At 38.8% G+C, this 22,798-nt stretch carries 24 protein-coding genes; 10 read left to right on the top strand and 14 right to left on the bottom strand.

Features of this window, described 5'->3' with window-relative positions; all coding sequences use genetic code 11:
- Positions 1-67: 67 nt before the first annotated feature.
- Entirely contained in the window at positions 68-445 is a 378-nt protein-coding gene (locus MMP72_RS01350; RefSeq protein ID WP_241313875.1) for a DUF2750 domain-containing protein, read from the bottom strand.
- A gap of 476 nt (positions 446-921) precedes the next feature.
- A complete protein-coding gene (locus MMP72_RS01345; protein WP_004671340.1) occupies positions 922-1,155 on the bottom strand; it encodes a hypothetical protein in 234 nt (77 codons plus the stop codon).
- A 240-nt stretch (positions 1,156-1,395) separates the two neighbouring features.
- Here MMP72_RS01345 and MMP72_RS01340 point away from each other — a divergent pair, with 240 nt between their 5' ends.
- The 6 genes from MMP72_RS01340 (at position 1,396) to MMP72_RS01315 (ending at position 6,011) form a co-directional block, all read left to right on the top strand.
- The gene (locus tag MMP72_RS01340) at positions 1,396-1,755 is read left to right on the top strand and encodes a hypothetical protein (protein ID WP_241313874.1); all 360 of its coding nucleotides are present in this window, start codon (positions 1,396-1,398) and stop codon (positions 1,753-1,755) included.
- A gap of 141 nt (positions 1,756-1,896) precedes the next feature.
- Positions 1,897-2,226 carry a hypothetical protein gene (locus tag MMP72_RS01335; RefSeq protein WP_241313873.1) on the top strand — a complete coding sequence of 110 codons (330 nt, stop codon included), beginning with the start codon at positions 1,897-1,899 and terminating at the stop codon, positions 2,224-2,226.
- A gap of 387 nt (positions 2,227-2,613) precedes the next feature.
- On the top strand, positions 2,614-3,732 hold the full coding sequence (gene ftsY / locus MMP72_RS01330) for a signal recognition particle-docking protein FtsY (protein ID WP_241313872.1): 1,119 nt from the start codon (positions 2,614-2,616) through the stop codon (positions 3,730-3,732).
- 183 nt (positions 3,733-3,915) lie between these two features.
- The gene (locus MMP72_RS01325; RefSeq protein ID WP_241313871.1) at positions 3,916-4,512 is read left to right on the top strand and encodes a nitroreductase family protein; all 597 of its coding nucleotides are present in this window, start codon (positions 3,916-3,918) and stop codon (positions 4,510-4,512) included.
- Between the two features lie 230 nt (positions 4,513-4,742).
- Positions 4,743-5,414: a DUF2057 family protein gene (locus MMP72_RS01320; protein WP_241313870.1), complete on the top strand. Its 672-nt coding sequence runs from the start codon at positions 4,743-4,745 to the stop codon at positions 5,412-5,414.
- A 63-nt stretch (positions 5,415-5,477) separates the two neighbouring features.
- A complete protein-coding gene (locus MMP72_RS01315; RefSeq protein WP_241313869.1) occupies positions 5,478-6,011 on the top strand; it encodes a GNAT family N-acetyltransferase in 534 nt (177 codons plus the stop codon).
- A gap of 76 nt (positions 6,012-6,087) precedes the next feature.
- Here MMP72_RS01315 and MMP72_RS01310 read toward each other — a convergent pair whose 3' ends face one another.
- Genes MMP72_RS01310 through MMP72_RS01300 form a run of 3 tightly spaced genes read right to left on the bottom strand, consistent with a single transcriptional unit; the run spans position 6,088 to position 8,268 of the window.
- A complete protein-coding gene (locus MMP72_RS01310; protein WP_241313868.1) occupies positions 6,088-7,719 on the bottom strand; it encodes a PepSY-associated TM helix domain-containing protein in 1,632 nt (543 codons plus the stop codon).
- A 1-nt stretch (position 7,720) separates the two neighbouring features.
- Positions 7,721-8,008 carry a hypothetical protein gene (locus MMP72_RS01305; RefSeq protein ID WP_241313867.1) on the bottom strand — a complete coding sequence of 96 codons (288 nt, stop codon included), beginning with the start codon at positions 8,006-8,008 and terminating at the stop codon, positions 7,721-7,723.
- Positions 8,008-8,268, bottom strand: a complete 261-nt coding sequence (locus tag MMP72_RS01300) for a hypothetical protein (RefSeq protein ID WP_241313866.1) — start codon at positions 8,266-8,268, stop codon at positions 8,008-8,010. The genes MMP72_RS01305 and MMP72_RS01300 overlap by 1 nt, the downstream gene beginning before the upstream one ends.
- Before the next feature lie 172 nt (positions 8,269-8,440).
- On the opposite strand from MMP72_RS01300, the gene MMP72_RS01295 reads away from it, so the two are divergent.
- On the top strand, positions 8,441-10,603 hold the full coding sequence (locus MMP72_RS01295; protein WP_241313865.1) for a TonB-dependent siderophore receptor: 2,163 nt from the start codon (positions 8,441-8,443) through the stop codon (positions 10,601-10,603).
- A 154-nt stretch (positions 10,604-10,757) separates the two neighbouring features.
- On the opposite strand, the gene MMP72_RS01290 is transcribed toward MMP72_RS01295, so the two are convergent.
- The 8 genes from MMP72_RS01290 to MMP72_RS01255 all read right to left on the bottom strand — a co-directional run bounded on the left by MMP72_RS01290 (position 10,758) and on the right by MMP72_RS01255 (position 16,571).
- Positions 10,758-11,054, bottom strand: a complete 297-nt coding sequence (locus MMP72_RS01290) for a cyd operon YbgE family protein (RefSeq protein ID WP_241313864.1) — start codon at positions 11,052-11,054, stop codon at positions 10,758-10,760.
- 4 nt (positions 11,055-11,058) lie between these two features.
- Positions 11,059-11,160, bottom strand: a complete 102-nt coding sequence (gene cydX / locus MMP72_RS01285) for a cytochrome bd-I oxidase subunit CydX (protein ID WP_000270276.1) — start codon at positions 11,158-11,160, stop codon at positions 11,059-11,061.
- Positions 11,161-11,175: 15 nt separating this feature from the next.
- A complete protein-coding gene (gene cydB / locus MMP72_RS01280) occupies positions 11,176-12,321 on the bottom strand; it encodes a cytochrome d ubiquinol oxidase subunit II (protein ID WP_241313863.1) in 1,146 nt (381 codons plus the stop codon).
- On the bottom strand, positions 12,318-13,895 hold the full coding sequence (locus tag MMP72_RS01275) for a cytochrome ubiquinol oxidase subunit I (RefSeq protein ID WP_241313862.1): 1,578 nt from the start codon (positions 13,893-13,895) through the stop codon (positions 12,318-12,320). Before MMP72_RS01275 ends, cydB begins: the two co-directional genes overlap by 4 nt.
- Positions 13,895-14,086 (bottom strand): cytochrome oxidase putative small subunit CydP, encoded by a 192-nt coding sequence (gene cydP / locus MMP72_RS01270; RefSeq protein ID WP_241313861.1) that lies wholly within the window; start codon positions 14,084-14,086, stop codon positions 13,895-13,897. The genes MMP72_RS01275 and cydP overlap by 1 nt, the downstream gene beginning before the upstream one ends.
- 513 nt (positions 14,087-14,599) lie before the next feature.
- The gene (locus tag MMP72_RS01265) at positions 14,600-15,211 is read right to left on the bottom strand and encodes an OB-fold-containig protein (RefSeq protein WP_241313860.1); all 612 of its coding nucleotides are present in this window, start codon (positions 15,209-15,211) and stop codon (positions 14,600-14,602) included.
- 21 nt (positions 15,212-15,232) lie between these two features.
- The gene (locus tag MMP72_RS01260; RefSeq protein ID WP_121930323.1) at positions 15,233-15,541 is read right to left on the bottom strand and encodes a Rieske (2Fe-2S) protein; all 309 of its coding nucleotides are present in this window, start codon (positions 15,539-15,541) and stop codon (positions 15,233-15,235) included.
- 16 nt (positions 15,542-15,557) lie between these two features.
- The gene (locus tag MMP72_RS01255) at positions 15,558-16,571 is read right to left on the bottom strand and encodes an adenosine kinase (protein WP_241313859.1); all 1,014 of its coding nucleotides are present in this window, start codon (positions 16,569-16,571) and stop codon (positions 15,558-15,560) included.
- 241 nt (positions 16,572-16,812) lie between these two features.
- On the opposite strand from MMP72_RS01255, the gene MMP72_RS01250 reads away from it, so the two are divergent.
- From MMP72_RS01250 to MMP72_RS01240, 3 genes are read left to right on the top strand one after another with little or no spacing between them, the layout of a single operon-like run.
- Entirely contained in the window at positions 16,813-19,752 is a 2,940-nt protein-coding gene (locus MMP72_RS01250; protein ID WP_241313858.1) for an insulinase family protein, read from the top strand.
- Positions 19,753-19,772: 20 nt separating this feature from the next.
- Positions 19,773-20,945: a phospholipase A gene (locus tag MMP72_RS01245; RefSeq protein ID WP_241313857.1), complete on the top strand. Its 1,173-nt coding sequence runs from the start codon at positions 19,773-19,775 to the stop codon at positions 20,943-20,945.
- Positions 20,946-21,473: a cysteine peptidase family C39 domain-containing protein gene (locus tag MMP72_RS01240; RefSeq protein ID WP_241313856.1), complete on the top strand. Its 528-nt coding sequence runs from the start codon at positions 20,946-20,948 to the stop codon at positions 21,471-21,473.
- Here MMP72_RS01240 and MMP72_RS01235 read toward each other — a convergent pair.
- Complete coding sequence (locus MMP72_RS01235) at positions 21,461-22,798, bottom strand: TrkH family potassium uptake protein (RefSeq protein ID WP_241313855.1); 1,338 nt, start codon at positions 22,796-22,798, stop codon at positions 21,461-21,463. The two genes, MMP72_RS01240 and MMP72_RS01235, sit on opposite strands and share 13 nt — an antisense overlap.

Here is a 22,798-nt window from a genome sequence, read left to right as displayed (position 1 = left end):
TAATGTCAATGATGACTTTTTAGACATTTATGAATAAAAGTTATCATTGGAGTGGCTGCTTAATCTTTTAAACGATCATCGTAGCTCGCTGTGGCATGAAGAAGAAATGCTGCATTTGCTGTGTGGAAAGTTTAAATTTGCAATGTGATGAGTTAAATAGTGCTGGTTCAACTTGCAAACGGGTTAATAACGGAAGTAGTGATTCGTGGAAATCTTTTGGTGTGATTTTGCGAGGTGTGTAGTGTTTCCAATTTGATTGTGCATAACGATGTGCTTGCACGCCATTGAGCCAAAAAGGGAAGACAGTTCCATCTTGATCGGACTTGATTGCCCAGCCTTGATGATAGAGCCCCCAAAGTACCCCACAATACATCATTGTTTTGAGAATTGAGATTTTGATCATCAACTCACGTGAGACAGGTTGAAAATGATTGAACCGATACATATTCTTAAACTAATATTATTTAAACTTATGTTTTATTATAAGAAATTTAGATGGCATTTATGTTTAAACTATTCATTAAAATCGTAAGCAAATATTCTAAGTACTAAAAACACCACCTGAAATAAGTCAAAGCGCTTGTAGTTTTGGCGTAGCGCAAGACAAGAGAAGTGCGTAGCTGATGTTTAATGAATACTTTTATTCAGACATAAAAAAACGCCACCTGATTAAGTCAAAGCGCTTGTAGTTTTGGCGTAGCGCAAGACAAAAGAAGTGTGTAGTTGATGTTTAATGAATACTTTTATTCAGACATAAAAAAACGCCACCTGATTAAGTCAAAGCGCTTGTAGTTTTGGCGTAGTGCAAGACAAAAGAAGTGTGTAGTTGATGTTTAATGAATACTTTTATTCAGACATAAAAAAACGCCACCTGAGCAGATCAAAGCGATTAAAGCTTTGATGTAGCGCAAGGACGTTTTTTTATGCTTGTAAGGTTGCCATCTTTTGCCAATATTGTGCTTTCAATGAATCGCGTTCTACTCGGAAACCTTGATAATACAATTCTGCTAAAAATAATGCTGCTTTTCCGTGACCTGCTTGTGCAACTTGTTCAAGCTCTTTCACGGCATCTAGAAAGTTTTTTTGCGATTGGATTGTATTTACCGCATTTGCATAAACATGCTCTAGTTCATGTTGTGTAAAATGTTGAATCATATATAACTCCTTATTTTAATTATGATTACTGCAAATTCTATTCAAAGCTACATTGCTCTGAATCTAAGCTACTTTAACATTGTATTGTGAAGTTATTATGACAAAATTAATGGAATTGTCAAATAACGATGGTGAGTTCATGTAACTTTATTTGCTTTAAATAGAGCTTACACGATTAAACACTCTCAACAAGTAATTTTAAGTAAAATCAAAGTGAAAATAAAAGAAAAGGAGAATAACATGTCAATTATCATAGATGGTTTAAGCTTTGACACCCCGCCATCTGAAAACCAAATTATTGCTCTGGCTCATTATCATCGTAAGTTGCTTGATGAAGCAGTATTTCATCAAGAAGTTCATTTAGGAGACTATTGTCTCGCTCAGCGTAAACGTGTTTATGATTTTGCAATTCGTTTAACGCCTGAGCAAAAAGATCGTTTTTATGAGATTTACAATGGAGAGTTGATGCGTATTGCTGACGACGATGAATTACATCCAGCAGATGCTGAAAATGGTGTAGGGATGTTTGCAATATTTATTAGCTTGGCCATTATTGCAATGATTCTATATTTTGCTTTTGTTAGAACACTCATGGCTTAAGGTTCTGTGATCGCTATATGAGAGTTGCGTTATTGGTCGAAAAACAGCCTATGACGCAATCATTTGTGAAAGATCACTAAACTTGATACTTGTTCTGAGCGAATCAGAGACATACACTACTTCATAACTTTGAGGTAGGTTATGTTGTCTATCATTTCTAAACATAAAGTCTTGCAATCCAAGTTTGGATTTAAATTAGACCAATTTTACAATATTTTGGTTAGCCTCATTTTATTGTCTATTTCTATACTTGCTTATATGGCGTTGCAGCGGCCAATTAATACATTTCAATATCAGCAAATCATTCAACTTTCACAACAAGCAAGCCATCCAAAGACCCAAGGTATGGCTGAGAATGTATTGCAACAACATCAAGTTCGCCGTGTAGAATATCTAAAGCTTTTAAATGCTTATCAATTTGAATCAAACCGTATTCGACAGTACCCCGCAATGGCCAAAGAAGATGAATAAGTTTTAGCTTATTGATTTTCATTTATACATGAATGCTTGGCCTTGGTCAGAAAAAAATAGGATTTTATGCTAGACTCGTAGGGTCTAGTAATATTTCACAGATGCTTGCGACAGAAGGCATTTTTTAGCTAGTACAAGGCATGACTTACGCAATTTAGCTATTCTAAATCAGTAAGGCATAACGTAGTAGTAGCAAAAAATGTCCCTGTCCCGAAGGGTTATGGCTAAAACTGCCCCAAACTTCGTTATGAAACTTGACAAGGGGATCACCATTGTCTGCATTTCATGCCTTGTTTGAGTTGTTTTAGCTGATAACGCAAGGCATGGTTGAAATATCAATAGACCCTATTACTTCTTAAAAAGCTGCTTTTTTCTCAAGGAATCGACATGCAACAGCAATCGAATATGCAAAATAAATTCTTGATAAATGCTGATATAGGCGATGATGATGTCACGTTGCCGAGTTTACCTGCTGTCGATGTTCCAATTATTGAACCGAGTGCGCCACAAACTCAAGTAGAAACACCACCAGTTGTTGAAATCTCAGCATCAGAATCTGAGAATGAAGACCAACAAAAAGTAGGTGGTTTCTTTGGTCGTATGAAAGATGGTTTGACCAAAACCCGTCGTAGTTTTACTGATGGTATGGTCAATATTCTGATTGGTGGCAAAGAAATTGATGATGAGTTATTAGAAGAAGTTGAAGAACAATTACTTGTTGCGGATATCGGTGTTGAGGCAACAAAAACCATTATTGCCAACCTAACCGAAAGAACCGCACGTGGTGATTTGATCTATTCAAATGCGTTGTATAAAGCCTTACAAGAAGAATTGGTTGCTTTACTTGCGCCACGTGTAAAACCGTTGCATATCGATCCAAATAAATCACCTTATGTGATTTTAATGGTGGGTGTAAATGGCGTGGGTAAAACCACAACCATTGGTAAACTTGCAAAACGTTTACAGGGCGAAGGCAAAAAAGTCATGCTTGCGGCAGGCGATACCTTCCGTGCAGCAGCCACTGAGCAATTACAAATTTGGGGTGAGCGTAATGATATTCCTGTAGTCGCTCAAGGGAATGGTGCAGACAGCGCATCGGTTATTTTTGATGCCTTTGAAAGTGCACGCGCCAAAGGAATAGATGTTTTAATTGCGGATACAGCAGGTCGTTTGCAAAATAAATCGCACTTAATGGAAGAGCTTAAAAAAGTGAAGCGTGTGATGCAAAAGATTGATGCAACTGCTCCACATGAAATCATGTTGATCGTGGATGCAGGCACAGGTCAAAATGCAATTAATCAAGTACAGTTGTTTGATGAAGCAGTCGGTTTGACGGGTATTACGATTACCAAGTTGGACGGTACAGCGAAAGGTGGTGTGTTATTCAATATCGCGAGTCGTACACATGTGCCAATCCGTTATATCGGTGTAGGTGAGAAGATTGATGATTTACGTCCTTTCTCAGCGAAATCATTTGTTGCAGCTTTGTTTGAAACTGAAAAATAAGTTCTGAGTGATTTCGAAAACTCCATTTCATGATGAGGTGGAGTTTTTTTTGATCTAAAAAATAGACTTGTCTCAAAAATAGAACGATATGTCATATTTTTAGGGCTATTCCTAAAAAATGTAGCGTTATACACTGACCTCAATCCAAGATAACTCTCTTCAGGTATAGGTAGGAATAACAACATGAGTAACTTTTTAAATAGCATTAAAGCACGCCGTACAATTTATGCAATTGGTAAAAATCTTTCAGTTGATCAATCAACAATTGAGGAAACAATTCGCGAAGCAGTGAAACAAAGTCCATCTTCATTTAACTCACAAACCTCACGTGTTGTGACTTTATATGGCGAGTCTCATACTAAATTTTGGGAAATTGTGCGCGAAACTTTACGTAAAATCGTACCAGCAGAAGCGTTTGATAGTACGAATGCAAAAATTGATAGTTTTGTAGCTGGTTTTGGTACTGCATTATTTTATGAAGATCAAGACGTTGTAAAAAGTTTACAAGAGCAATTTGCATTGTACGCTGATAATTTCCCAGTTTGGTCTGAACATTCAAGTGCGATTGCTCAGTTTGCAACGTGGACGGCATTGGCTGAAATCGGTGTAGGCGCTTCATTACAACACTATAATCCAATCGTTGATGCTCAAGTTGCTGAAACTTTTGAGATTCCAGCAAACTGGAAACTACGTGCACAGCTTGTATTTGGTTCGATTGAAGCTCCAGCAGGCGAAAAAACCTATATGGATGATGCTGCACGATTTAAAGCGTTTAACTAAATATTCAATCGTATTTTGATAGAAGAGCACTTTGATGTGCTCTTTTTTCATTTCTACAAAATAAAAATATTCGTCAAAAGCAGTATAGCCTTTAGTGTGAAAAATGATGTATATATCATATATAAGTTGAATCGTTGGGATAGACAGTTCGTCTTATTGTCATAAAATAGTCATAATCACATTGCATAGTGCATACGATTTCATAAATAGTTTATATCGAGAAGAGTCTAATGTCTTTAAGAGTTGGTATTGCGGCTTTCGGGTTATTATTCAGTGGTTCAGTTTTTTCAGCGGTTACCATCACTGCACCTGAAGAAATCGTGATTCTTGCTGTAAATGGCCAAGAAGTGAATTCAGGATTACTTCCTTCAAGTAAAAATAATTATCAAGTTGATGCGGGCGATTTAACCGTTAATGTCCGTTATCGTGAATATTTCGAACATCTAACTGGTGAGCATGACATCGTCAGGTCGGGTGTGGTCACTATTCAAGCCCAAAATTTAAAAGATAATCAAAGCTATCGCTTAGGTTTGGTCAATGCACCAAAAGATTTTGAAACAGCAAAAAAGTATGCTGAACAACCAACAGTTGCGTTGTATGACCAAAATAAACAACTTGTGGTACAGCAAACAGGTGCGAATAATGAAGCAAAACCTTGGTTTACAGGGAGTGGTTTATTAAGCCGCACTTTAGATCTTACTCAAAGGAATAAGAACAATACAGCAAATCAACCAGCACCAGTTACACAAACGGCAGTTGCAGCAGTACCTGTTGCTGTAACAACTACTGCTGCAATTGGCGATGTGCAAACTAAAGATCAGCAATTAGTAGAGCTGTGGCAGAAAGCTTCTAAAGCGGAGCGTCAAAAGTTTATGGCTTGGTTGGCAGGTCAAAGCAACTAAACTATTTAGCTATTCCCAAAGCCGATGTTATCATCGGCTTTTTTATTGAATATATGAATAGAAATGTCCTTAAACATTAGAAAAGCAAAAATTGATGATTTAGAACAACTGGTTAAATTGATTAATGCCGCTTATCGTACCCAGTCAGGTCGGAGTTGGACAACAGAAAGGGATTTTATCGTGGGTCATCGTATTACTAGCGATCAATTGTTGGGAGCATTACAGCAGTCGAATTTTGAATTATTTGTCGGTGAAGCAGAGCAAGACCAATTACTTGCATGTATAGGACTAACCTATCAAAAAGATTGTGTTGAAATAGGGACGTTTGCAATTGATCCCAGTGTTCAAAACTTAGGATATGGGCGTAAAGTGCTTGATTCTATTGAAGAGTACATAACTAATAATTACCCAATAGTTACGAACCTGATCATGTATGTTTTAGATATTCGCACTGAGTTAATCGCATATTATGAACGACGAGGATATCAAGTGACTGGTCACATTGAATCATACCCGATCGGCGCAGATGTGGGCCAACCACTTGTACCAACGCAATTGATTGAAATGAGAAAAACTATTCAAAATAGTCAGCATTAAAAGCCATAACTTATATTTATAAGTCATGGCAATGAGATGAACTTCAAGTTTAATTTTCTGTTGTGGGGATCAAGCTTCAAGTTTTATCAGATTTCTGTATAGACCAAATGGATCCAACAGGTGCAGATCGTGCACGATCATTGGCTTGTTGATAGAAGCGTATAAATAATACAGCGAATAACACCGCAATCACATCAATCCAAATCAACTGGCCTGTTGAATACCATAATCCTTGGATTGGGAATAGATATGCAACAATCGATGTAATCGGAATTAAGAGTAATATGATAGCAATCGCAAGGAATAAGTGCGGTAATGCTCGGGCAGCACCGATAACAAAACTGTAGATGAGGCTGGCGATAAAGACCAAATAATAGCTATACATAAACACATGGTTATGACTTTGTAATTGAGATGTAATGACATAGCCCCAACGACCTATCAACATACTGCTAAAGATCGCCAGCATACAGCCTAGGCATGCACCAATGGTTAGATTGGCAATAAACATTACATCTTTACGTTGCTGTGGTGGCGGTAGATTTGGATTTTTCTGTTTACGTAAACGGGTTTCAATCCACAAAATATTGCCTGAATAAAATAAATATGCACCACCTAAGCCAAAGATCACATAAATCCAGCGAATTGGATCGCCACCATAGTTACCAAAATGCAGGCCAAACATAGAACGAACTAATGATGCAGCAGAGCTTTCTTCTGTTGACAAGGTTTGAGTTGGATATGGTGCGGTTTGATATGGATTGAAATTCATATAGTCAAAATTGTCACCGCGTAACAGACGATCTGGATGATATAGCGCGACAAATGCAGAAGCACGTTGAGGGTTGTCTAACTGACCAAAACGAATCGCATCAATACGATATTCAGGCGCAACTTTTTGAATATTGGCAAAAATTTGTTCTACATCCAGTTTAGGTGCTGGTTCAACAATTTGTGTAGGCGCAGGCCGCTCGAATAAGGGCTTTTGGGTTAGCTGGGCTAAAGTACTGTAAAAAATATCATGGAACGCAAATACCACCACGGTCACACTAATAATAATGTGGAATGGTAAGCTAGTTATACCAATGACATTATGTGTATCTAACCAAAAACGTTTTTTATTTTTGCCTTTTCGTACAGCAAAATAATCACTGACCAAGGTCGGTAGCAGTACAATCAAACCAGACATGATGGCAAGAAAATACAATACAGCAACGACACCCATGACCATAACACCTGCGGTATGGTGTCCAATCATGCCAGGAATGCCCGCTGTTTCGTGTAATTGTTCAATTAACCAACCGAGTTTAGAGACATTTTCCTGTTGTACGACCAATTCCCCATTTGGATCTAGTGTTGCCATTATGGTGGTTTGGGCGATATCAATATGATGGTGGTCATCTTCCTCATCATGTGCCGCTTCCCATTGGATGGGTGCATTATGGGCCTCTAATGATGAAAAACTCAGTGTAAAGCCTTTCTGTGTTTCAGGGTATTGTGCCTGTACCTCATTGATCAACTGGTTATATTGATGCTTTTCAATCGGAGCGAGTCTTTGTACAGGAGGGGATGCCCATTGACTCAAATGATGCTGGAACATGGTAAGCCCACCTGCAAAAAAGCAGATAAACAATAAAATGCCTGCACTAATGCCTACCCATGTATGTAGGTTCTTCCCCAGTTTGACGATATCTGCGCGAACTTTCATTTTAACCCCTTAACCCAAATACCAATGCATAAGCAACCACATTGGCAATGCTATAGATCACCAGACTTTGCCAACCCTTTGGAATGAAATAGGCAATAAAAAAGACAAATAGCCATACCCAAGGAATCGTCCACATTGCCAGTTGTGCGGGTAGAGAACGTTCAAGATTCGGGAGTGTCAATAAGAAAACCAATGCGCCGATCGCAATAGCGAAACTTAATCCCAAAAATAAGCCAACCAAGGTTTTTGTCCACCAGTCTGGTTGGATTTTTTGTTTAGATAGATTCATTAGGTATTGGACCTTTTCAACAAATTCAGGAAAGGAATAAATGACCAAACTAGTGTGATCGCAGCAAGCCAAATAAAGACTGCAACTAATGTCGGAATGGAAAATAGTAGAATAATTAAACCTGTAACCAGTCCAATGCTGCCCATATAAAGACATGTTTTGGGAAGGCTGGATTTCAGCAAAATTTGATTGGGATGACTGAGATAAAGACTCATACAAGAGAACAGTGAAATCATGATCCCTAATAATTTTAAAGACATAGATAAAACCAGTAAATATTAATGATAATAATTATTATTTAAATTTAAGGATAATTAAAGCTAAAATTCAAAAACTTGTTCTGTCATATGCGAAATACATAAATTTAAATGCTATTGATAATTGTTATCATTTGTGTAGAATGTAAGGGAATGTTACTTTGTAGGGGTGATAATGAAACATCATCATTTATATACAGCAATTATGCTGATTTTTGTGGGGAGTCCAACGACTTTAGTTTGGGCTGAGATAGAAGATTCAGATCATTCAAATATTTTACCAACAATTTATTTAAAAGCTGGGCAGGATGCATCGGCATATACTGTTAAAAAATCAAAATCTGCGACGAAATTAGATTTATCCCTTAAAGAAACGCCACAAAGTGTGACTGTATTTACAGCACAACAAATTGAGGATCAAAATCTCACCAGTACCAATGATGTGTTGGCTCAAACGGCTGGTGTGACTATGGTGCAGTATGGGCAGGTTGGTGCAGGGTACAACACCTATTACTCTCGTGGTTTTGCAATTACGAGTGTTCAGCGTGATGGAATGCCAACGACGACAGCCTCTTTTGGCGGTTCAGATATGTTTGGTATTGAGGATTCAGCGATATATGATCGTATCGAAGTGACCAAAGGTTCAACGGGTTTAACCAGTGGTTCTGGTAATCCAAGTGCAAGTATTAATTATGTACGTAAACGTCCAACGGCTGACTTACAAGGTTCGGTCAATGTACAAGCAGGGAATTGGGGGAAATATCGCAGCCAAATTGATGTCAGTGGTGGATTAAATCAGGACAATTCAATTCGTGGACGTACAGTTGCCGTCTATGAGCAAGGTGGTAGCCAACAAGATCGTTACCATCGTCAAAATGCAGTCATATATGGGGCATTGGATTTTGATCTCACCGATAAAACGACATTAACTACAGCATTAACTGCACAGCAAGTTAAAATTGATGGTGCAACGGCGCATGGCTTTCCATTTATTACTCATGATGGAAAGGAACAAGTGACTTTTGGACGTGATGATAATCCAGCAGCAAATTTTACTTTCAGTGATACAGAGAAAGTAAGTATCTTTTTAGGTTTAGAGCATCAGTTTAATGATAACTGGCAAGCAATAGCGAATTATGTTTTTACCAAAGCCAATAATAAACGTGAATATGGTGTCGCTGGTTCAGGCGGTATTACTTATGACCAGCCTTATGTTTCAGAATGGCAGGGTCAGATAGATTTTGCTTTAGAGCCAGGTGAAATGGTGGTTACTTCTGGGAGATTTGAAAGTAGTCCAGATGTCCATTCTTTAGATATTTATGCATCTGGTAAGTTTCAAGCGTTGGGTCATGAACATAGTGCCAGTTTTGGTTTGAATGGTTACAGCATTCAATCGGATGACCCAGCTTATGGACGTTATTATGTTGCAGTGCCAATTGCAGGATGGAATGGTAATGTTGCAAGACCTGATATAAAAGTTACAGGGCGTACGATCGTAGATGAACAACAACTCGGTGCATTTGTGGCTGCTAAGTTACAGCTTTTGGATCCATTGAAATTGGTTGTGGGCGGCCGCTTAAGTAATTGGGAGCGGAAGGTGACCAAGAATGAGCAAAAGCAAAATGGTGTATTTACACCTTATGCAGGTTTAATTTTTGATATTACCGAGGATTTATCTGCTTATACGAGTTATACCACGATCTTTAATCCATCTTCACGTAAAGATGTTAATGGTGATTATCTAGATCCTGAAGATGGCAATAGTTTTGAAGTGGGTTTGAAAGCCGCTTTTTATGATGGTCGCTTAAATGCGAGTGCGGCTTATTTTTCTATGCAGCAAGATAATTATGCGGTTGCTGATGGTAAAAATCTGACACCAGAGGGTGGGCAAGCTTATATTGGTGTAGATGGTGCAGAAGTTAAAGGATATGAGTTAAGCATTGGTGGAGAAATTTTACCTAACTGGAATGTACAAGGTGGATACACGCATACCGATGCCAAAGACCAGACAGGCAATACTTTAAACAGCATCTTACCTGAAGATACATTTAAGCTTTTTACCACTTATAAATGGGAACAATTGACTGTGGGTGGTGGTATCAATTGGCAAAGTGAAATCTATGATTCAGCTTCAGCAAAAGCGGGTGGTTTGGCTGCTAAACTCAATCGTCAGGAAAGTTATTACTTAGTGAATTTGATGGGGCGTTATCAAGTAACCAATGATATGGCGTTTGGTGTTAATGTAAATAATTTATTTGATAAAGAATATAAAGCAAATGCTGTTAACACGTGGGGGACTGCACGCAGTGTGACAGCGTCTTTAAACTTTAAATTCTAGTTATAGTAGAACAGTATAGGTTCGTTTAAACATTAAGATTATACGGATACAGTTTTTATATACTGAATGAATTTAAGGTGTTAAGCGAGTTAGAAAGTAAAAAAAGCTGTCAGACATGACAGCTTTTTTTAAGAAGATCGATATCAATAATAGATTACTGACCTATCCAAATAAAGTAACCCAAAATCATTAAAGGCCATGCAATATAAGGACTAAATAATCCTTTCCATAACCAAAACCTAGGTATAAACCCAACTCCATGGATGAAACCTCCAGAGATACCAATCATCACCAGCATAAGCAAGCTATGATTGTAGTGTCCGTTAGAATCTAACATCAGTGCAGGATGTACCAATAAAATAGCAGCAAGCGGCAATGCCAACAAAAACGAAACGGTCATTGCAAGCACTTGAGCTTTACTATTTTTCGGTGTCGCCATTGCTTTAGCCATTTTATTATTCCTCATCTAAATTTTGATGATGTTCGATATACAGTGCACTGAGTACACCAGCGAAACATGCCATCAAAATGCCTAGAATCCACGCAAAATACCACATTTCATCTTTCCTCGATCAGTACAAACTATGTGAGTTTTCTTCAATATGTTTGTTGGTGATGACACCCCACATTTTGTAATAAGACCAAGAGGTATAGATCAAAATGAGAGGAACGAAAATACATGCAGCAACAGTCATCACACCCAGTGTTTTGTGACTAGAAACAGCATCCCACATGGTTAGGCTGGAAGCCGCATCGAGGCTTGATGGTAATAAGAATGGGAATAATGCAAAGCCAGCAGTTAAGATTGCACCGACAATCATTAAGCTTGTACCCGTGAAACTTGCAGTAGCTTTATGTTTAGTGGCACTGAGAATCACCAATAACGCACCTAGGATTGCAGCAATGGGTGCAGCCATGGTGATTGGATAAGTCGTATAGTTATTCAGCCAACCATGGTTTGCATTGGTTACAACTTCTTTAGCAAGCGGGTTTAATGCTGCATTTGGGTCAATTGCAGTTGCATAGCTATAGCCAGCAATATTGCCAAACAATAACCAAGCACCGGCCGCTAAGAAGCATACAAGGAAGATGATAGCCATCATTTGCGTTGCTTTCGCAGAACGATGATGCAAAGAACCATCAGTACGTAACATTAACCATGCACCGCCATGCGCACATAACATTGACAAACTGACAACACCGCAGATGAGTGCAAATGGATTCAATAAGGCAAAGAAGCTACCTGTGTATTGTGAGCGTAATGTGTTGTCTAAACCAAATGGTAAGCCTAAGAATAAGTTACCGAATGCCACACCAAAGACCAATGCAGGAACAGCACCGCCAATACACAAGCCCCAATCCCATGAATTACGCCATTGGGTGTTTTCTAATTTGGAACGATAGTCGAATCCAACGGGCCGTAGGAACAGGGCAAACAGTACTAGCAATAACGCCCAATACATTCCAGAGAAGGCAACTGCGTAAACCATTGGCCATGCAGCAAACAGTGCACCACCAGCAGTAATAAACCAAACTTGGTTACCATCCCAGTGAGGGGCAATCGTATTGATTGCAGCACGCCGTTCAGAATCAGTTTTACCTACAAATGGCATTAGTGCCATTGAGCCCATGTCAAAACCATCAGTGAGGGCAAAACCAATCAATAAAACACCAACCAATACCCACCAAATAATTTTTAGCAGTTCATATTCGATCATGATTGCGCCTCCACTGTTTTTGCTTCGAGTTTTTCGAAGTGATATTTACCAGTATGTAAAGAACTTGGACCTAGGCGTGCAAATTTGATCATTAAGTACATTTCAATAATGAGCAGTACAGTATAGAACGCTGCAAGCGCAATGATTGAACCCCACACATCACCAGCACTGACACTTGAAGCTGATAAATGGGTTGGTAAGATTTCACCAATAGACCAAGGTTGACGGCCACCTTCAGCGACATACCAACCTGTTTGAGCTGCAATCCATGGGAGAGGGAGAGCAAACAAAGCAAATTTGAGTAACCACGGCTTATCTTCAGCATTGCGTTTGGCAACAGCCCAAGTCGCTAAAAGAAACAGCAATAACATCAGGAAGCCAGAAGCCACCATCGCACGGAAAGAGAAGAACAGTGCCGCTACGTTTGGAATGGTATCCTTTGTCGCAGCTTGGATATGCTGTTCAGTGGCATCAACCACATTTGGAGAATATTTTTTCAATAACAGACCATAACCTAAGTCTTTTTGATTTTTCTCAAATGAAGCAAGTAATTCAGGAGAGCGGTCGCCAGCACGAAGTTTTTCTAATTCACTATAAGCCACCATACCATTACGAATACGGACTTCGTGCTCTTTCATCAAGTCATGTATACCTGTGACTTGTTTGTCTGTAGAGCGGGTTGCGATCAGCCCCATTGCATAAGGAATTTTAATTGCATAGTCGGTACGCATCTCTTGTTGGTTGGGGATACCAAATAGGGTAAATGCGGCTGGAGCAGGTTCCGTATGCCATTCAGCTTCAATTGCAGCAAGCTTGGTTTTTTGAACATCACCCAGTTCATAACCAGACTCATCACCCAGTAAAATGACGCATAAAGTCGAAGCTAAGCCAAAGATTGCAGCGATCGCAAAAGAACGACGTGCAAAGGGTAGGTCACGTTTCTTTAATAGGTAATAACTTGAGATTGCAAGGACAAAGATTGCACCAGTGACGTAACCAGCGGAAACGGTATGCACAAATTTAACTTGTGCAACAGGGTTGAAAATCAACGCCCCGAAATCAACCAATTCCATTCGCATGGTTTCGTAGTTAAATGCTGCACCGACTGGGTTTTGCATCCAACCATTGGCAATCAGAATCCACAAGGCAGACATGTTTGAACCAATGGCCACTAGCCAAGTCACACCTAAATGCTGAAATTTAGAGAGTCGATCCCAGCCGAAGAAGAACAAACCAATAAAGGTTGATTCAAGGAAGAATGCCATGAGGCCTTCAATGGCAAGTGGTGCACCAAAGATATCACCGACATAATGTGAATAATAAGCCCAGTTCGTACCAAACTGGAATTCCATGGTTAAACCAGTGGTGACACCCAAAGCGAAGTTAATCCCAAAGAGTTTTCCCCAAAACTTGGTCATGTCTTTATAAATTTCTTTGCCTGAAATCACATAGGTGGTTTCCATGATGGCTAGAATAAATGCAAGACCTAAAGTCAGCGGAACGAAAAGAAAGTGATACATCGCAGTCATTGCAAACTGGAACCGCGAAAGATCGACCACGCTTTCAGAAATCATCAACGTGTCTCCTGAGTGTTAGATAGGTTGCCAGCAATACGCTCGGCAACTTGATTGTTAAAATCTTTTGGAATCGTTGGTGCATCAAACCAAATGTGTTTAATGACCAAGAGAAGAACTACTTTAATAATAAGAATAATCGTGATTTCTCGAATTAATCGCCGATTTTGATCTTTAGAAATTAGCTTCATAGAACTACATTTCATATTAAATAGGAGATTGTTTTATTATGAAATAAAATGAATTTAAAATAAAATTTATAGGGTTTTTATGTATTTTTTAAATTAATTGTATTTAATATCAATTGTTTGTTTTTATTTTTCCTGTTGGGTTGTATTAACCAACTAGAATGCTTTGTTTTCTGTGTTTTAAATCCGAATAAATTGCTTATATTTAAATAGCAAAATCCAATTAAAATGGTGGGTTTTATTTTTAAATTGTTATTTTAAAACCCTATTAAAATGGTATGGATTTAAAATACATAATATTTACATATGGTTGTAGCTTTATTGGTTTAAATAAAAAAGATTCAGATTAAATTCTCATTAGAACCAAGTGTTTTAGTATGATTTTTTAAATGTAAATGGGATGCATTTTGGTTTTGGTGTTGCTATCAAATTTGAAGATTAAACGAGAAGGTGGGTGTACTATTTTTAGGTGATTTTATTGTAATTTTTTGTAAAAACCCAATATAAACTAAAAAATTAATCAGGAGTAAAGAGTTTGTTTGAGATTGAGATTTTTTTTGCTAGATAATATGCATTTGATTTTTGGCTAATGAGAAGCACTTGGGATTGTAGTTCTAATTCACCATACTCAGGTTCAACTTGAACATAATACAATTGCCCAAACTCATCACGTACACGTGCCTGTGCCGAGAAACCAGGACGTGCATTGCCCGTCGAAATCGTGGCTAAACGACCAACGAGATTGGCATGCGTGTGATTGACTTTTGGCTTAATCACTTGATCTAAGCAATGGATCATAAATACCGTAAAAAATATATCAATGATTAATGCTGGAATAAAAAGATAGTAAGGGGAGATGAAATAATGTTGGATAGCAAAGAAAGAAAGTTCGAGAAAATAACCCGCAAAACTAAAATTAATCAGTAAAAATACCACGATTAAGTATTTAGAAAACTTAACATCTAATAAAGGCGAGTTTAAAATCCATTCAGGTGTAAATTTTTTAACTAAAGAACTTGGTCGTAAACCAATAAAAATTCCGATCGTTTCTGCAATGCTGAGCAAAACTAAAGCAACCACACTCATGTGAAATGGCATTAGGTAGTAATTAAAAAAAAACTCAGTCATCGCAGAATTCTAACTTAGGTATCAATCAATAATATAAATACCACCATCGGAGTGGACTTCCAAATTTACTTTTTCAAGGAAGTCGCCCAGACATGGCCCAGAAATACATTCGCCCGTTTCTACCGAAAACAAAGCGCCGTGAGTAGAACATTGAATATATTCACGATCTTGATCTAAAAACTGATTTTCTAAATACTCAAGCTCTGTTTGCAAATGTGGACAAACATTTTGATAGGCATAAAAGTTGCCATCTTTTTGAGTCACGAAAATGGTCGTTCCTTTTAAAGTATCGTATGCACGAGACTCACGTTCAGGGACTTCCTCAGTCATGCAAATCTTTTCCATGTTAAGCACATTCCTGTTGCGATGTTTTAAATTGCTCAAATAGTTTAGCGTAATTTTCGACGGCTAAACGAGGTCCAAATTGGGCAACAACCTCACTTGAAATTAAGATAGCGAGTTGAGCGGCAGCTTCTAAGCTTAAACCAGCATTAATCGCATATAAAAATGCACCTGAAAAGGCATCACCAGCACCATTTGTATCCACAGCTTCGACACGACGACCAGCGACATGGAACTGTTGTGCCGGATCAATAATCATTGCACCGTTTGCACCTTGAGTGATGACGATATGTTGATTGTTTAATTTTAAAACTTCAATTGCAGCGTCAAGATTTTCTGTATTAGTAAACATCAATGCTTCTTGTTCATTACAGAACAATAAGTCAACACCATCATCCAATAATTCTTCTAGACCTTGACGAGCATATTGCACCATTGCTGGATCAGAAAGTGAAAGTGCAATTTTTACCCCATGTGCTCTAGCAAGTTGGCGTGCTTGTTTTACTGCTTGACGAGCAGTGTCACTTGTCGATAAATAACCCTCAATGTAGAGCCATTTTGCTGTTTTTAAGGGTTCAAAGTCGATTTGTTCAGCCGTTAATTCAGCGGTAATTCCGAGATAGGTGTGCATGGTGCGTTCTGAATCAGGGCTGATCAGTACCATACATGTGCCTGTTACGCCTTCACTAATGGATTGCGTGGTTGTTTTGATGCCAGCATCATTTAAACCATTGAGGTAAATTGAACCAAGTTCATCGTTCCCAACGCGACACCCATAAAAAGCAGTCGCGCCTAATGCACTGAATGCAACGGTTGTATTGGCGGCTGAACCACCACTGGCTTGACCTTTATAGGTCTGTGTATCTTGTAATTTTTGATATAAAGCCGCTTGGGCGTTACCATCAGCCAACTGCATCGTACCTTTTTGCAATGCTTGTTGAGTTAAAAACTCATTTGAAACTTTAAATTCTTGGTCAATGAGTGCATTTCCAATTGCAAAAAGATCAACAGTCGCCATGTTTGTCATCACAGTAAAAATCAAAAACTAAAGTTTACACGAATGCTCAGGATTACAGTAGTTTGTTGAAAAAAATTCAGGTATTGAATTGGCTGTCATAAACAGAAGATTGAATCACAAGCTAGCCACCCGCTGCATTTTTCTACAAAAACAGAGTAATTTACATGGATATCCATAGGTATTCTTAGGTAGACTCTCTACTATCAATCGTCGTTATTTAAATAGATAAATTGGAGATCACATGACTGTAGATGTTTCTGAAAGCATTACTCAAACTATTCATCCTGCGTTTCAGCTATTACGTCAACACCATGTAGAAGCACTTGATATTCAAGTTTCAGAATATAAGCATAAAGTGACAGGTGCCGTTCATTACCATTTGGCGACGGACCATGATGAAAATGTATTCTTGGTTGCTTTTAGAACACAGCCTATGGATTCAAAAGGTGCAGCGCATATTTTAGAACACACTGCTTTATGTGGCTCTGAAAAGTTTCCTGTACGTGATCCATTCTTTTTAATGATTCGCCGTTCATTGAATACCTTTATGAATGCGTTTACCGCAGCAGATTGGACAGCGTACCCATTTGCGACCCAGAACAAAAAAGATTTTCAAAACTTATTGTCGGTGTATTTAGATGCTGCCTTTGCCGCGAATTTGAATCCTTTAGATTTTGCTCAAGAAGGCATTCGTATAGAGCTTGAAAATGATCAAGCCGTTTATAAAGGTGTGGTGTTTAATGAAATGAAAGGGGCAATGAGTTCTCCTACAGATCAGCTCTATCATCAACTGGCACATCATTTATTCCCAAAAACGACTTATCACTACAACTCTGGTGGTGATCCGAAAGATATTCCTGATCTAAGCTATGAACAGTTGGTCGATTTCTATAAAACCCATTATCACCCAAGTAATGCGGTCTTTATGACTTTTGGTAATCAAAGTGCCTATGATTTACAAGAGCAGTTTGAAAAATTAGCATTGCATAAGTTTTCTCAGGGAACGACCTTATATTCAACGCCTGAGCAACGCTTAGCTGCGCCAGTTGAAGTGACTGAAAGCTATGCGGTGGATAGTGAAGATCTCAAAGATAAAACCTATCATGTCATGTCATGGTTACTGCCTGAAACCAGTGATATCAAACTTCGTTTAGGCATGCGTTTGGTTGAAGGGATTTTATTAGAAAACTCAGCTTCACCTTTACGTCACTATTTAGAAACCTGTGGTTATGCACAATCAACAGGTCCAATTATGGGCGTGGATGATAGCAACTTTGAAATGACCTTCTATTGTGGCGTTCAAGGTTCAAATGCTGAACATACTGAAACATTTAAGAATGGTGTATTAAACATTCTCAAAGATGTTGCGTCTAAACCGATTGATACAGATTTGGTTGATGCCATTCTTCATCAAATTGAATTGCATCAACGTGAAATCAACGGTGATGGTACGCCTTATGGTCTAAGTCTGATTTTGAATGGTTTGGGTAGTGCGATTCATCACACTGATCCGATTCATGTCTGGGATGTGGATGCTGCGATAGAACAAGTGAAGGAAGAGTTGAAAGACCCAATGTGGTTATCCAACTTGATTCAAACACATTTGTTAGATAATCCACATCGCGTACAAATGACACTTGTGCCTGATGCAACCAAATCAGTAAAAGAGCAACAAGCTGAACAAGCACGTTTAGCTGAGATCACTGCGAACTTAACTGCTGCTGAAAAAATTGAGATTCAAGAAAAAACCGAAGCACTGAAAGAGCGTCAAGATACACCCGATAATTTGGATTTATTGCCAAAAGTTGGTTTGGAAGATATCCCAGCTGATTTACAGATTGTACAAGGTCAATTACGTGAGATTATCTGTAATCGTTTAGATACGCCGTTAAATCTATACCATGCAGGAACCAACGGAATTTATTATCAACAGGTCTTGATTCAAATTCCTGATGAAATCGTGCAATCACCTTATTTCAACCTGCTCTCTATTTTGATGGGTGAAGTGGGTGCTGGTGAATACGATTATCTTGAATTCCAACAAATCCAAACTGCGGTTAGCGGTGGTTTAGGTATGGGCGCGTCTTTGCGCAGCAAAGTCGATGATAAAGATCGTATCAGTGCTTGGTTGACTTTAACTACTAAATCGCTCACTCAAAAATTAGATACGATTCAGTTATTAAAGCTGGCATTTGAAAAACTACGTTTCGATGAGAAAGATCGGATTATTGAGCTATTACAACAACGTAAAACCCGTTGGCAGTCACGTTTGTCGGGTTCTGGTCACAGTTATGCAATGCAAATTGCATCGCGTCAAATGAGTGCTTTGGCTCGCCGTGACTATCACAATACAGGTCTGGGCGCGTTAAATTGGCTGAGTGATCTAGTGAGTAAGATTGATCAGGATGATGACGCTTATAATGCGTTGATTGAAGAATTAAAAGCCATTCACCGTAATTTATTACAAGCACCTAAACAATTCTTGTTGGTTTGTGAAGAACATCAGTCTGATCGTTTGGTTGAAGAAATTCAAAATGTTTGGGATAAGTTAGAGGTTGATCAGACACCAGTCACGCTTACTCAGATTGAACAGGTCAATACCAATACTGATGAAGCTTGGTTGATTCAAGCCAATGTACAGTTCTGTGCCTCAGCTTATCAAGCAGTGGATGTGGCACATGCTGATGCGGCACCATTGATGGTCTTGGCAGCGTATTTGCGTAATGGTTTCTTGCACAGTGCCATTCGTGAAAAAGGTGGCGCATATGGCGGTGGCTCGAGTTATGATGGCAATGCATGTTCATTCCGTTTCTATAGCTATCGTGACCCACGTTTAGCTGAAACATTTAATGATTTTGAAGCAAGCGTTCAATGGTTATTCAATACTGAACAGCAGCCACATCAGCTTGAAGAAGCCATTCTTGGATTGGTTGCAGGCATGGATAAACCAGGCTCACCAGCAGGGGAAGCCATTACTGCATGTTATTCATGGTTACATGCGAGAACTCCAAAATTCCGTAAAATGCTACGCGAACGTTTACTCAATGTGAGCTTAGATGATTTACAACGTGTCGCAAAACAATATTTATTGGAGCAAAAACCTGTGAAAGCAGTTGTTGCACCGTTTGCGAAACGTGAAGAATTGCAGAAACTTGGATTTAATATTCAACAAGTTAATTAAAAGAAAAATCGGAGAAATCTATGGCGTTCAGATCTTTTGAACGTACGCACTTGGAACTCAGTATGCTGAGCATACTGGGTGTTTTAAGTACGTCGCTAGCCCATGCTCAAACGGCTGCACCTGCAAGTCCTGCAACGGCTGAAGCCTGTGTTGCTTTAGCTTCTAATGCCGATCGTTTGGCGTGTTACGATAGTCTTTTTAAAGCACCTGTCGTTATCCAATCACAAGCAGAGGTGGTTGAACCTGTGCCTGTGGTTGCGGCGACTATGCCTGTGGTCGAGTCGAGTGAACAGGCCAAACCTGAATCTTTGAAAGATAAGGTGGTGCAAAAGGTGAGCGACTTGCATATCTTAGGTGCTGCGCCAAAGTTTGATCCAAATGTTTCTTTATTAGATCGTCGTTGGGAACTTTCTGAAGAAAGTAAACTGGGCGTTTGGAATATCCGTGCCTATCAACCTGTCTATTTACTGCCAGTTTTTTGGACCAGTAATAAAAACGAATTTCCAAGTAGCCCAAATCCAGTCAATACTGTGAAAGATAAACAGGATTTGACTTCGGCAGAGGCTAAGTTTCAAATTTCATTGAAGACCAAGGCTTGGGAAAATATTTTTGGTAATAATGGTGATCTTTGGGTGGGTTATACTCAGTCTTCACGTTGGCAGGTTTATAACTCTGAGGAGTCTAGACCGTTCCGTGAGACCAATTACGAGCCTGAAGCAAGTCTAATGTTTAGAACCAATTATGAAATTTTAGGTTTAAATGCGCGTTTACTTGGTGTGACTTTAAATCACCAATCAAATGGCCGTTCTGATCCGTTATCGCGTAGTTGGAATCGTGTGATTTTTAATCTAGGATTTGAGAAAGATAACTTTGCATTGATGCTCCGTCCTTGGTACCGCGTTGAGGAGGATGCCAAAGATGATAATAATCCAGATATTAAGGATTATATTGGGCGTGGTGATTTAACCGCTTTTTATCGACATAAGCAAAATGATTTTTCTTTGATGTTACGTCATTCACTCAAAGGTGGTGATCGTTCCAATGGTGCGGTGCAGTTTGACTGGGCATTTCCAATCAAAGATAAGCTGCGTGGGCATTTTCAAATCTTTGATGGTTATGGCGAGAGCTTGATTGATTATAATCATCGCGCGACTTATGTGGGTGTGGGCGTGTCCTTGATGAATTTATATTAAATGAGTTTGAATATTCCAGAATCATTATTACAGCTTGAAGCAAACTGTGGTGTGTTCGCGATCTGGGTCATCTTAAAGCAATATCATACCCATATTGATATTGCTGACCTTATTCAATTATGTGACCATGATCAAAAAGATGGAACTTTTACCATTGCTTTGGCTGTGGCGCTGAAAAAATTAGGTTTTGAAGTATCGTTTTATACTGCTCCTGACCTCAATATTGATGAAAAAGAACAGCAAAGTTATCTCGATGCACAACGTCTCCAGATTCCAATTCAGGCTGCTTTAACTTATTCAGAGATTCAACGAGCTTTTGAAGCGGGTAAATTTGTTATTGTGTTTTATGACACATTACAAGGTATGGGAAACCAATCCCTGATTTATTCAATAGATGAACAAGAAATTAGTTTCTGTGATCATTTTGAAGTGATGTCCCAAGCTGTATTTGAGCAACAGCGTCAAGCTGATGGGATCTGTAGACAAGTGATTGTGATTGAACAGCCGCTAGACCATTATCCAATCTGAATATTGGCATTGGCATGTTTTAAGCGACTCTTCTTCGGGGTCGCAATTAAGTAGGCAAGGGTCAATGGTCCTAGACGGCCTGTATACATGAGTAGACTTAATACAAATAAACTTCCATCATGAAGTTCACTGGTTACACCACGCGACAAACCCACCGTACATGCTGCCGAAACGACTTCAAACATCAAATCGAGTGCGTCTAGTTTTGGTTCCAAAAGAAAGATGACAAAGCAACCTGTGAAGATCAGCATTCCAGTAATCGCTGTTACTGCAAGTGCTTTATAGGTTGTTTCATGTGAGACAGAATGATTAAAAATACGGATTTCTTCATTGCGTCTTAAAAAAGAAATCACGCATAAAACCAAGATCACAAAAGTACCGACTTTAATACCACCTGCGGTACTGAGAGAACCTCCACCAATGAACATCAGTAACATTGTAAGGAGTGCTGTACTATGTTCCATCGAACCAGTATCAATGGTATTAAATCCAGAAGAACGCGGAACAGTTGCTTGAAACCAAGCATTCATGGCTTGTTCACCCAGATTCATTGCACCTAATGTCAGTGGATTATTTGATTCTAATAACCAGATCAGGACGAAAGCGACTAAATTTAAAATCGCAATGGTACTGAGTATCAGTTTACTGTTGGGTGTCAGCTTGCTCCAGCGTTTATTTTGTTTCACATCAATGAGAACCAAAAAGCCAATACCTCCAATAATGTATAACATGCTAATGGTTAAACAAATTAAATAATGGCTTTGAAAATTGATGAGACTGCTGCCAAATAGCGAAAATCCTGCATTATTAAAAGCAGAAACACTATAGAACACAGCATAATAAAGCCCACGTGCAAAACCGTACATTGGGGCAAATGATGCGGTTAATATAATCACACCAATGAGTTCAAAGAACAGCGTATACAATACAACGCCTTTTGCCACAAAGGTGACTTTGGATAGGCTAGTTTGGCCTAAGCTGTCTTGAGCCATCATTTGTTGTTTTAAACCCAGTTTTGGGGCAAGACTTAATGCCGCCAAAATGGCAAAGGTCATAAAACCTAAACCGCCAGACTGAATCAATAATAAAATAATAAACTGTCCCAGATGATTGAATGATTCACTCAGATTCACCACCGATAAACCTGTGATTGTCACTGCAGATGTTGCAGTAAATAATGCATCCATCCAACTGACATTACCGTTATTGCTAAAAGGAAGCTTAAGTAATATTGTTCCAATCACAATAAAACTGAGAAAACCGATTGCCAGTAATGAGGGCGGACTCAGGTTAAAAATTTTCTGGGAGTTTATTTTTATTGGCAT

This window comes from Acinetobacter sp. NIPH 2699 (genome assembly GCF_022549355.1).
In the GTDB taxonomy this organism is placed as follows: domain Bacteria; phylum Pseudomonadota; class Gammaproteobacteria; order Pseudomonadales; family Moraxellaceae; genus Acinetobacter.
The sequence above is the reverse complement of the archived record's forward strand: the minus strand, read 5'-3'. Positions and strand labels throughout refer to the sequence as shown.

Excerpts from the sequence above, each read along its gene's own strand:
- MMP72_RS01265 (WP_241313860.1), bottom strand. The coding sequence starts at position 15,211 with ATGACTGAGTTTTTTTTTAATTACTACCTAATGCCATTTCACATGAGT.
- MMP72_RS01245 (WP_241313857.1), top strand. The coding sequence starts at position 19,773 with ATGGCGTTCAGATCTTTTGAACGTACGCACTTGGAACTCAGTATGCTG.
- ftsY (WP_241313872.1), top strand. The coding sequence starts at position 2,614 with ATGCAACAGCAATCGAATATGCAAAATAAATTCTTGATAAATGCTGAT.
- MMP72_RS01235 (WP_241313855.1), bottom strand. The coding sequence starts at position 22,798 with ATGCCAATAAAAATAAACTCCCAGAAAATTTTTAACCTGAGTCCGCCC.
- MMP72_RS01315 (WP_241313869.1), top strand. The coding sequence starts at position 5,478 with ATGTCCTTAAACATTAGAAAAGCAAAAATTGATGATTTAGAACAACTG.
- cydX (WP_000270276.1), bottom strand. The coding sequence starts at position 11,160 with ATGTGGTATTTTGCGTGGATTCTAGGCATTTTGATGGCATGTTTCGCT.
- cydP (WP_241313861.1), bottom strand. The coding sequence starts at position 14,086 with ATGAAGCTAATTTCTAAAGATCAAAATCGGCGATTAATTCGAGAAATC.
- MMP72_RS01255 (WP_241313859.1), bottom strand. The coding sequence starts at position 16,571 with ATGGCGACTGTTGATCTTTTTGCAATTGGAAATGCACTCATTGACCAA.
- MMP72_RS01340 (WP_241313874.1), top strand. The coding sequence starts at position 1,396 with ATGTCAATTATCATAGATGGTTTAAGCTTTGACACCCCGCCATCTGAA.
- cydB (WP_241313863.1), bottom strand. The coding sequence starts at position 12,321 with ATGATCGAATATGAACTGCTAAAAATTATTTGGTGGGTATTGGTTGGT.
- MMP72_RS01350 (WP_241313875.1), bottom strand. The coding sequence starts at position 445 with ATGTATCGGTTCAATCATTTTCAACCTGTCTCACGTGAGTTGATGATC.
- MMP72_RS01325 (WP_241313871.1), top strand. The coding sequence starts at position 3,916 with ATGAGTAACTTTTTAAATAGCATTAAAGCACGCCGTACAATTTATGCA.
- MMP72_RS01290 (WP_241313864.1), bottom strand. The coding sequence starts at position 11,054 with ATGGCTAAAGCAATGGCGACACCGAAAAATAGTAAAGCTCAAGTGCTT.
- MMP72_RS01320 (WP_241313870.1), top strand. The coding sequence starts at position 4,743 with ATGTCTTTAAGAGTTGGTATTGCGGCTTTCGGGTTATTATTCAGTGGT.
- MMP72_RS01345 (WP_004671340.1), bottom strand. The coding sequence starts at position 1,155 with ATGATTCAACATTTTACACAACATGAACTAGAGCATGTTTATGCAAAT.
- MMP72_RS01250 (WP_241313858.1), top strand. The coding sequence starts at position 16,813 with ATGACTGTAGATGTTTCTGAAAGCATTACTCAAACTATTCATCCTGCG.
- MMP72_RS01240 (WP_241313856.1), top strand. The coding sequence starts at position 20,946 with ATGAGTTTGAATATTCCAGAATCATTATTACAGCTTGAAGCAAACTGT.
- MMP72_RS01260 (WP_121930323.1), bottom strand. The coding sequence starts at position 15,541 with ATGACTGAGGAAGTCCCTGAACGTGAGTCTCGTGCATACGATACTTTA.
- MMP72_RS01275 (WP_241313862.1), bottom strand. The coding sequence starts at position 13,895 with ATGATTTCTGAAAGCGTGGTCGATCTTTCGCGGTTCCAGTTTGCAATG.
- MMP72_RS01335 (WP_241313873.1), top strand. The coding sequence starts at position 1,897 with ATGTTGTCTATCATTTCTAAACATAAAGTCTTGCAATCCAAGTTTGGA.
- MMP72_RS01305 (WP_241313867.1), bottom strand. The coding sequence starts at position 8,008 with ATGAATCTATCTAAACAAAAAATCCAACCAGACTGGTGGACAAAAACC.
- MMP72_RS01310 (WP_241313868.1), bottom strand. The coding sequence starts at position 7,719 with ATGAAAGTTCGCGCAGATATCGTCAAACTGGGGAAGAACCTACATACA.
- MMP72_RS01300 (WP_241313866.1), bottom strand. The coding sequence starts at position 8,268 with ATGTCTTTAAAATTATTAGGGATCATGATTTCACTGTTCTCTTGTATG.
- MMP72_RS01295 (WP_241313865.1), top strand. The coding sequence starts at position 8,441 with ATGAAACATCATCATTTATATACAGCAATTATGCTGATTTTTGTGGGG.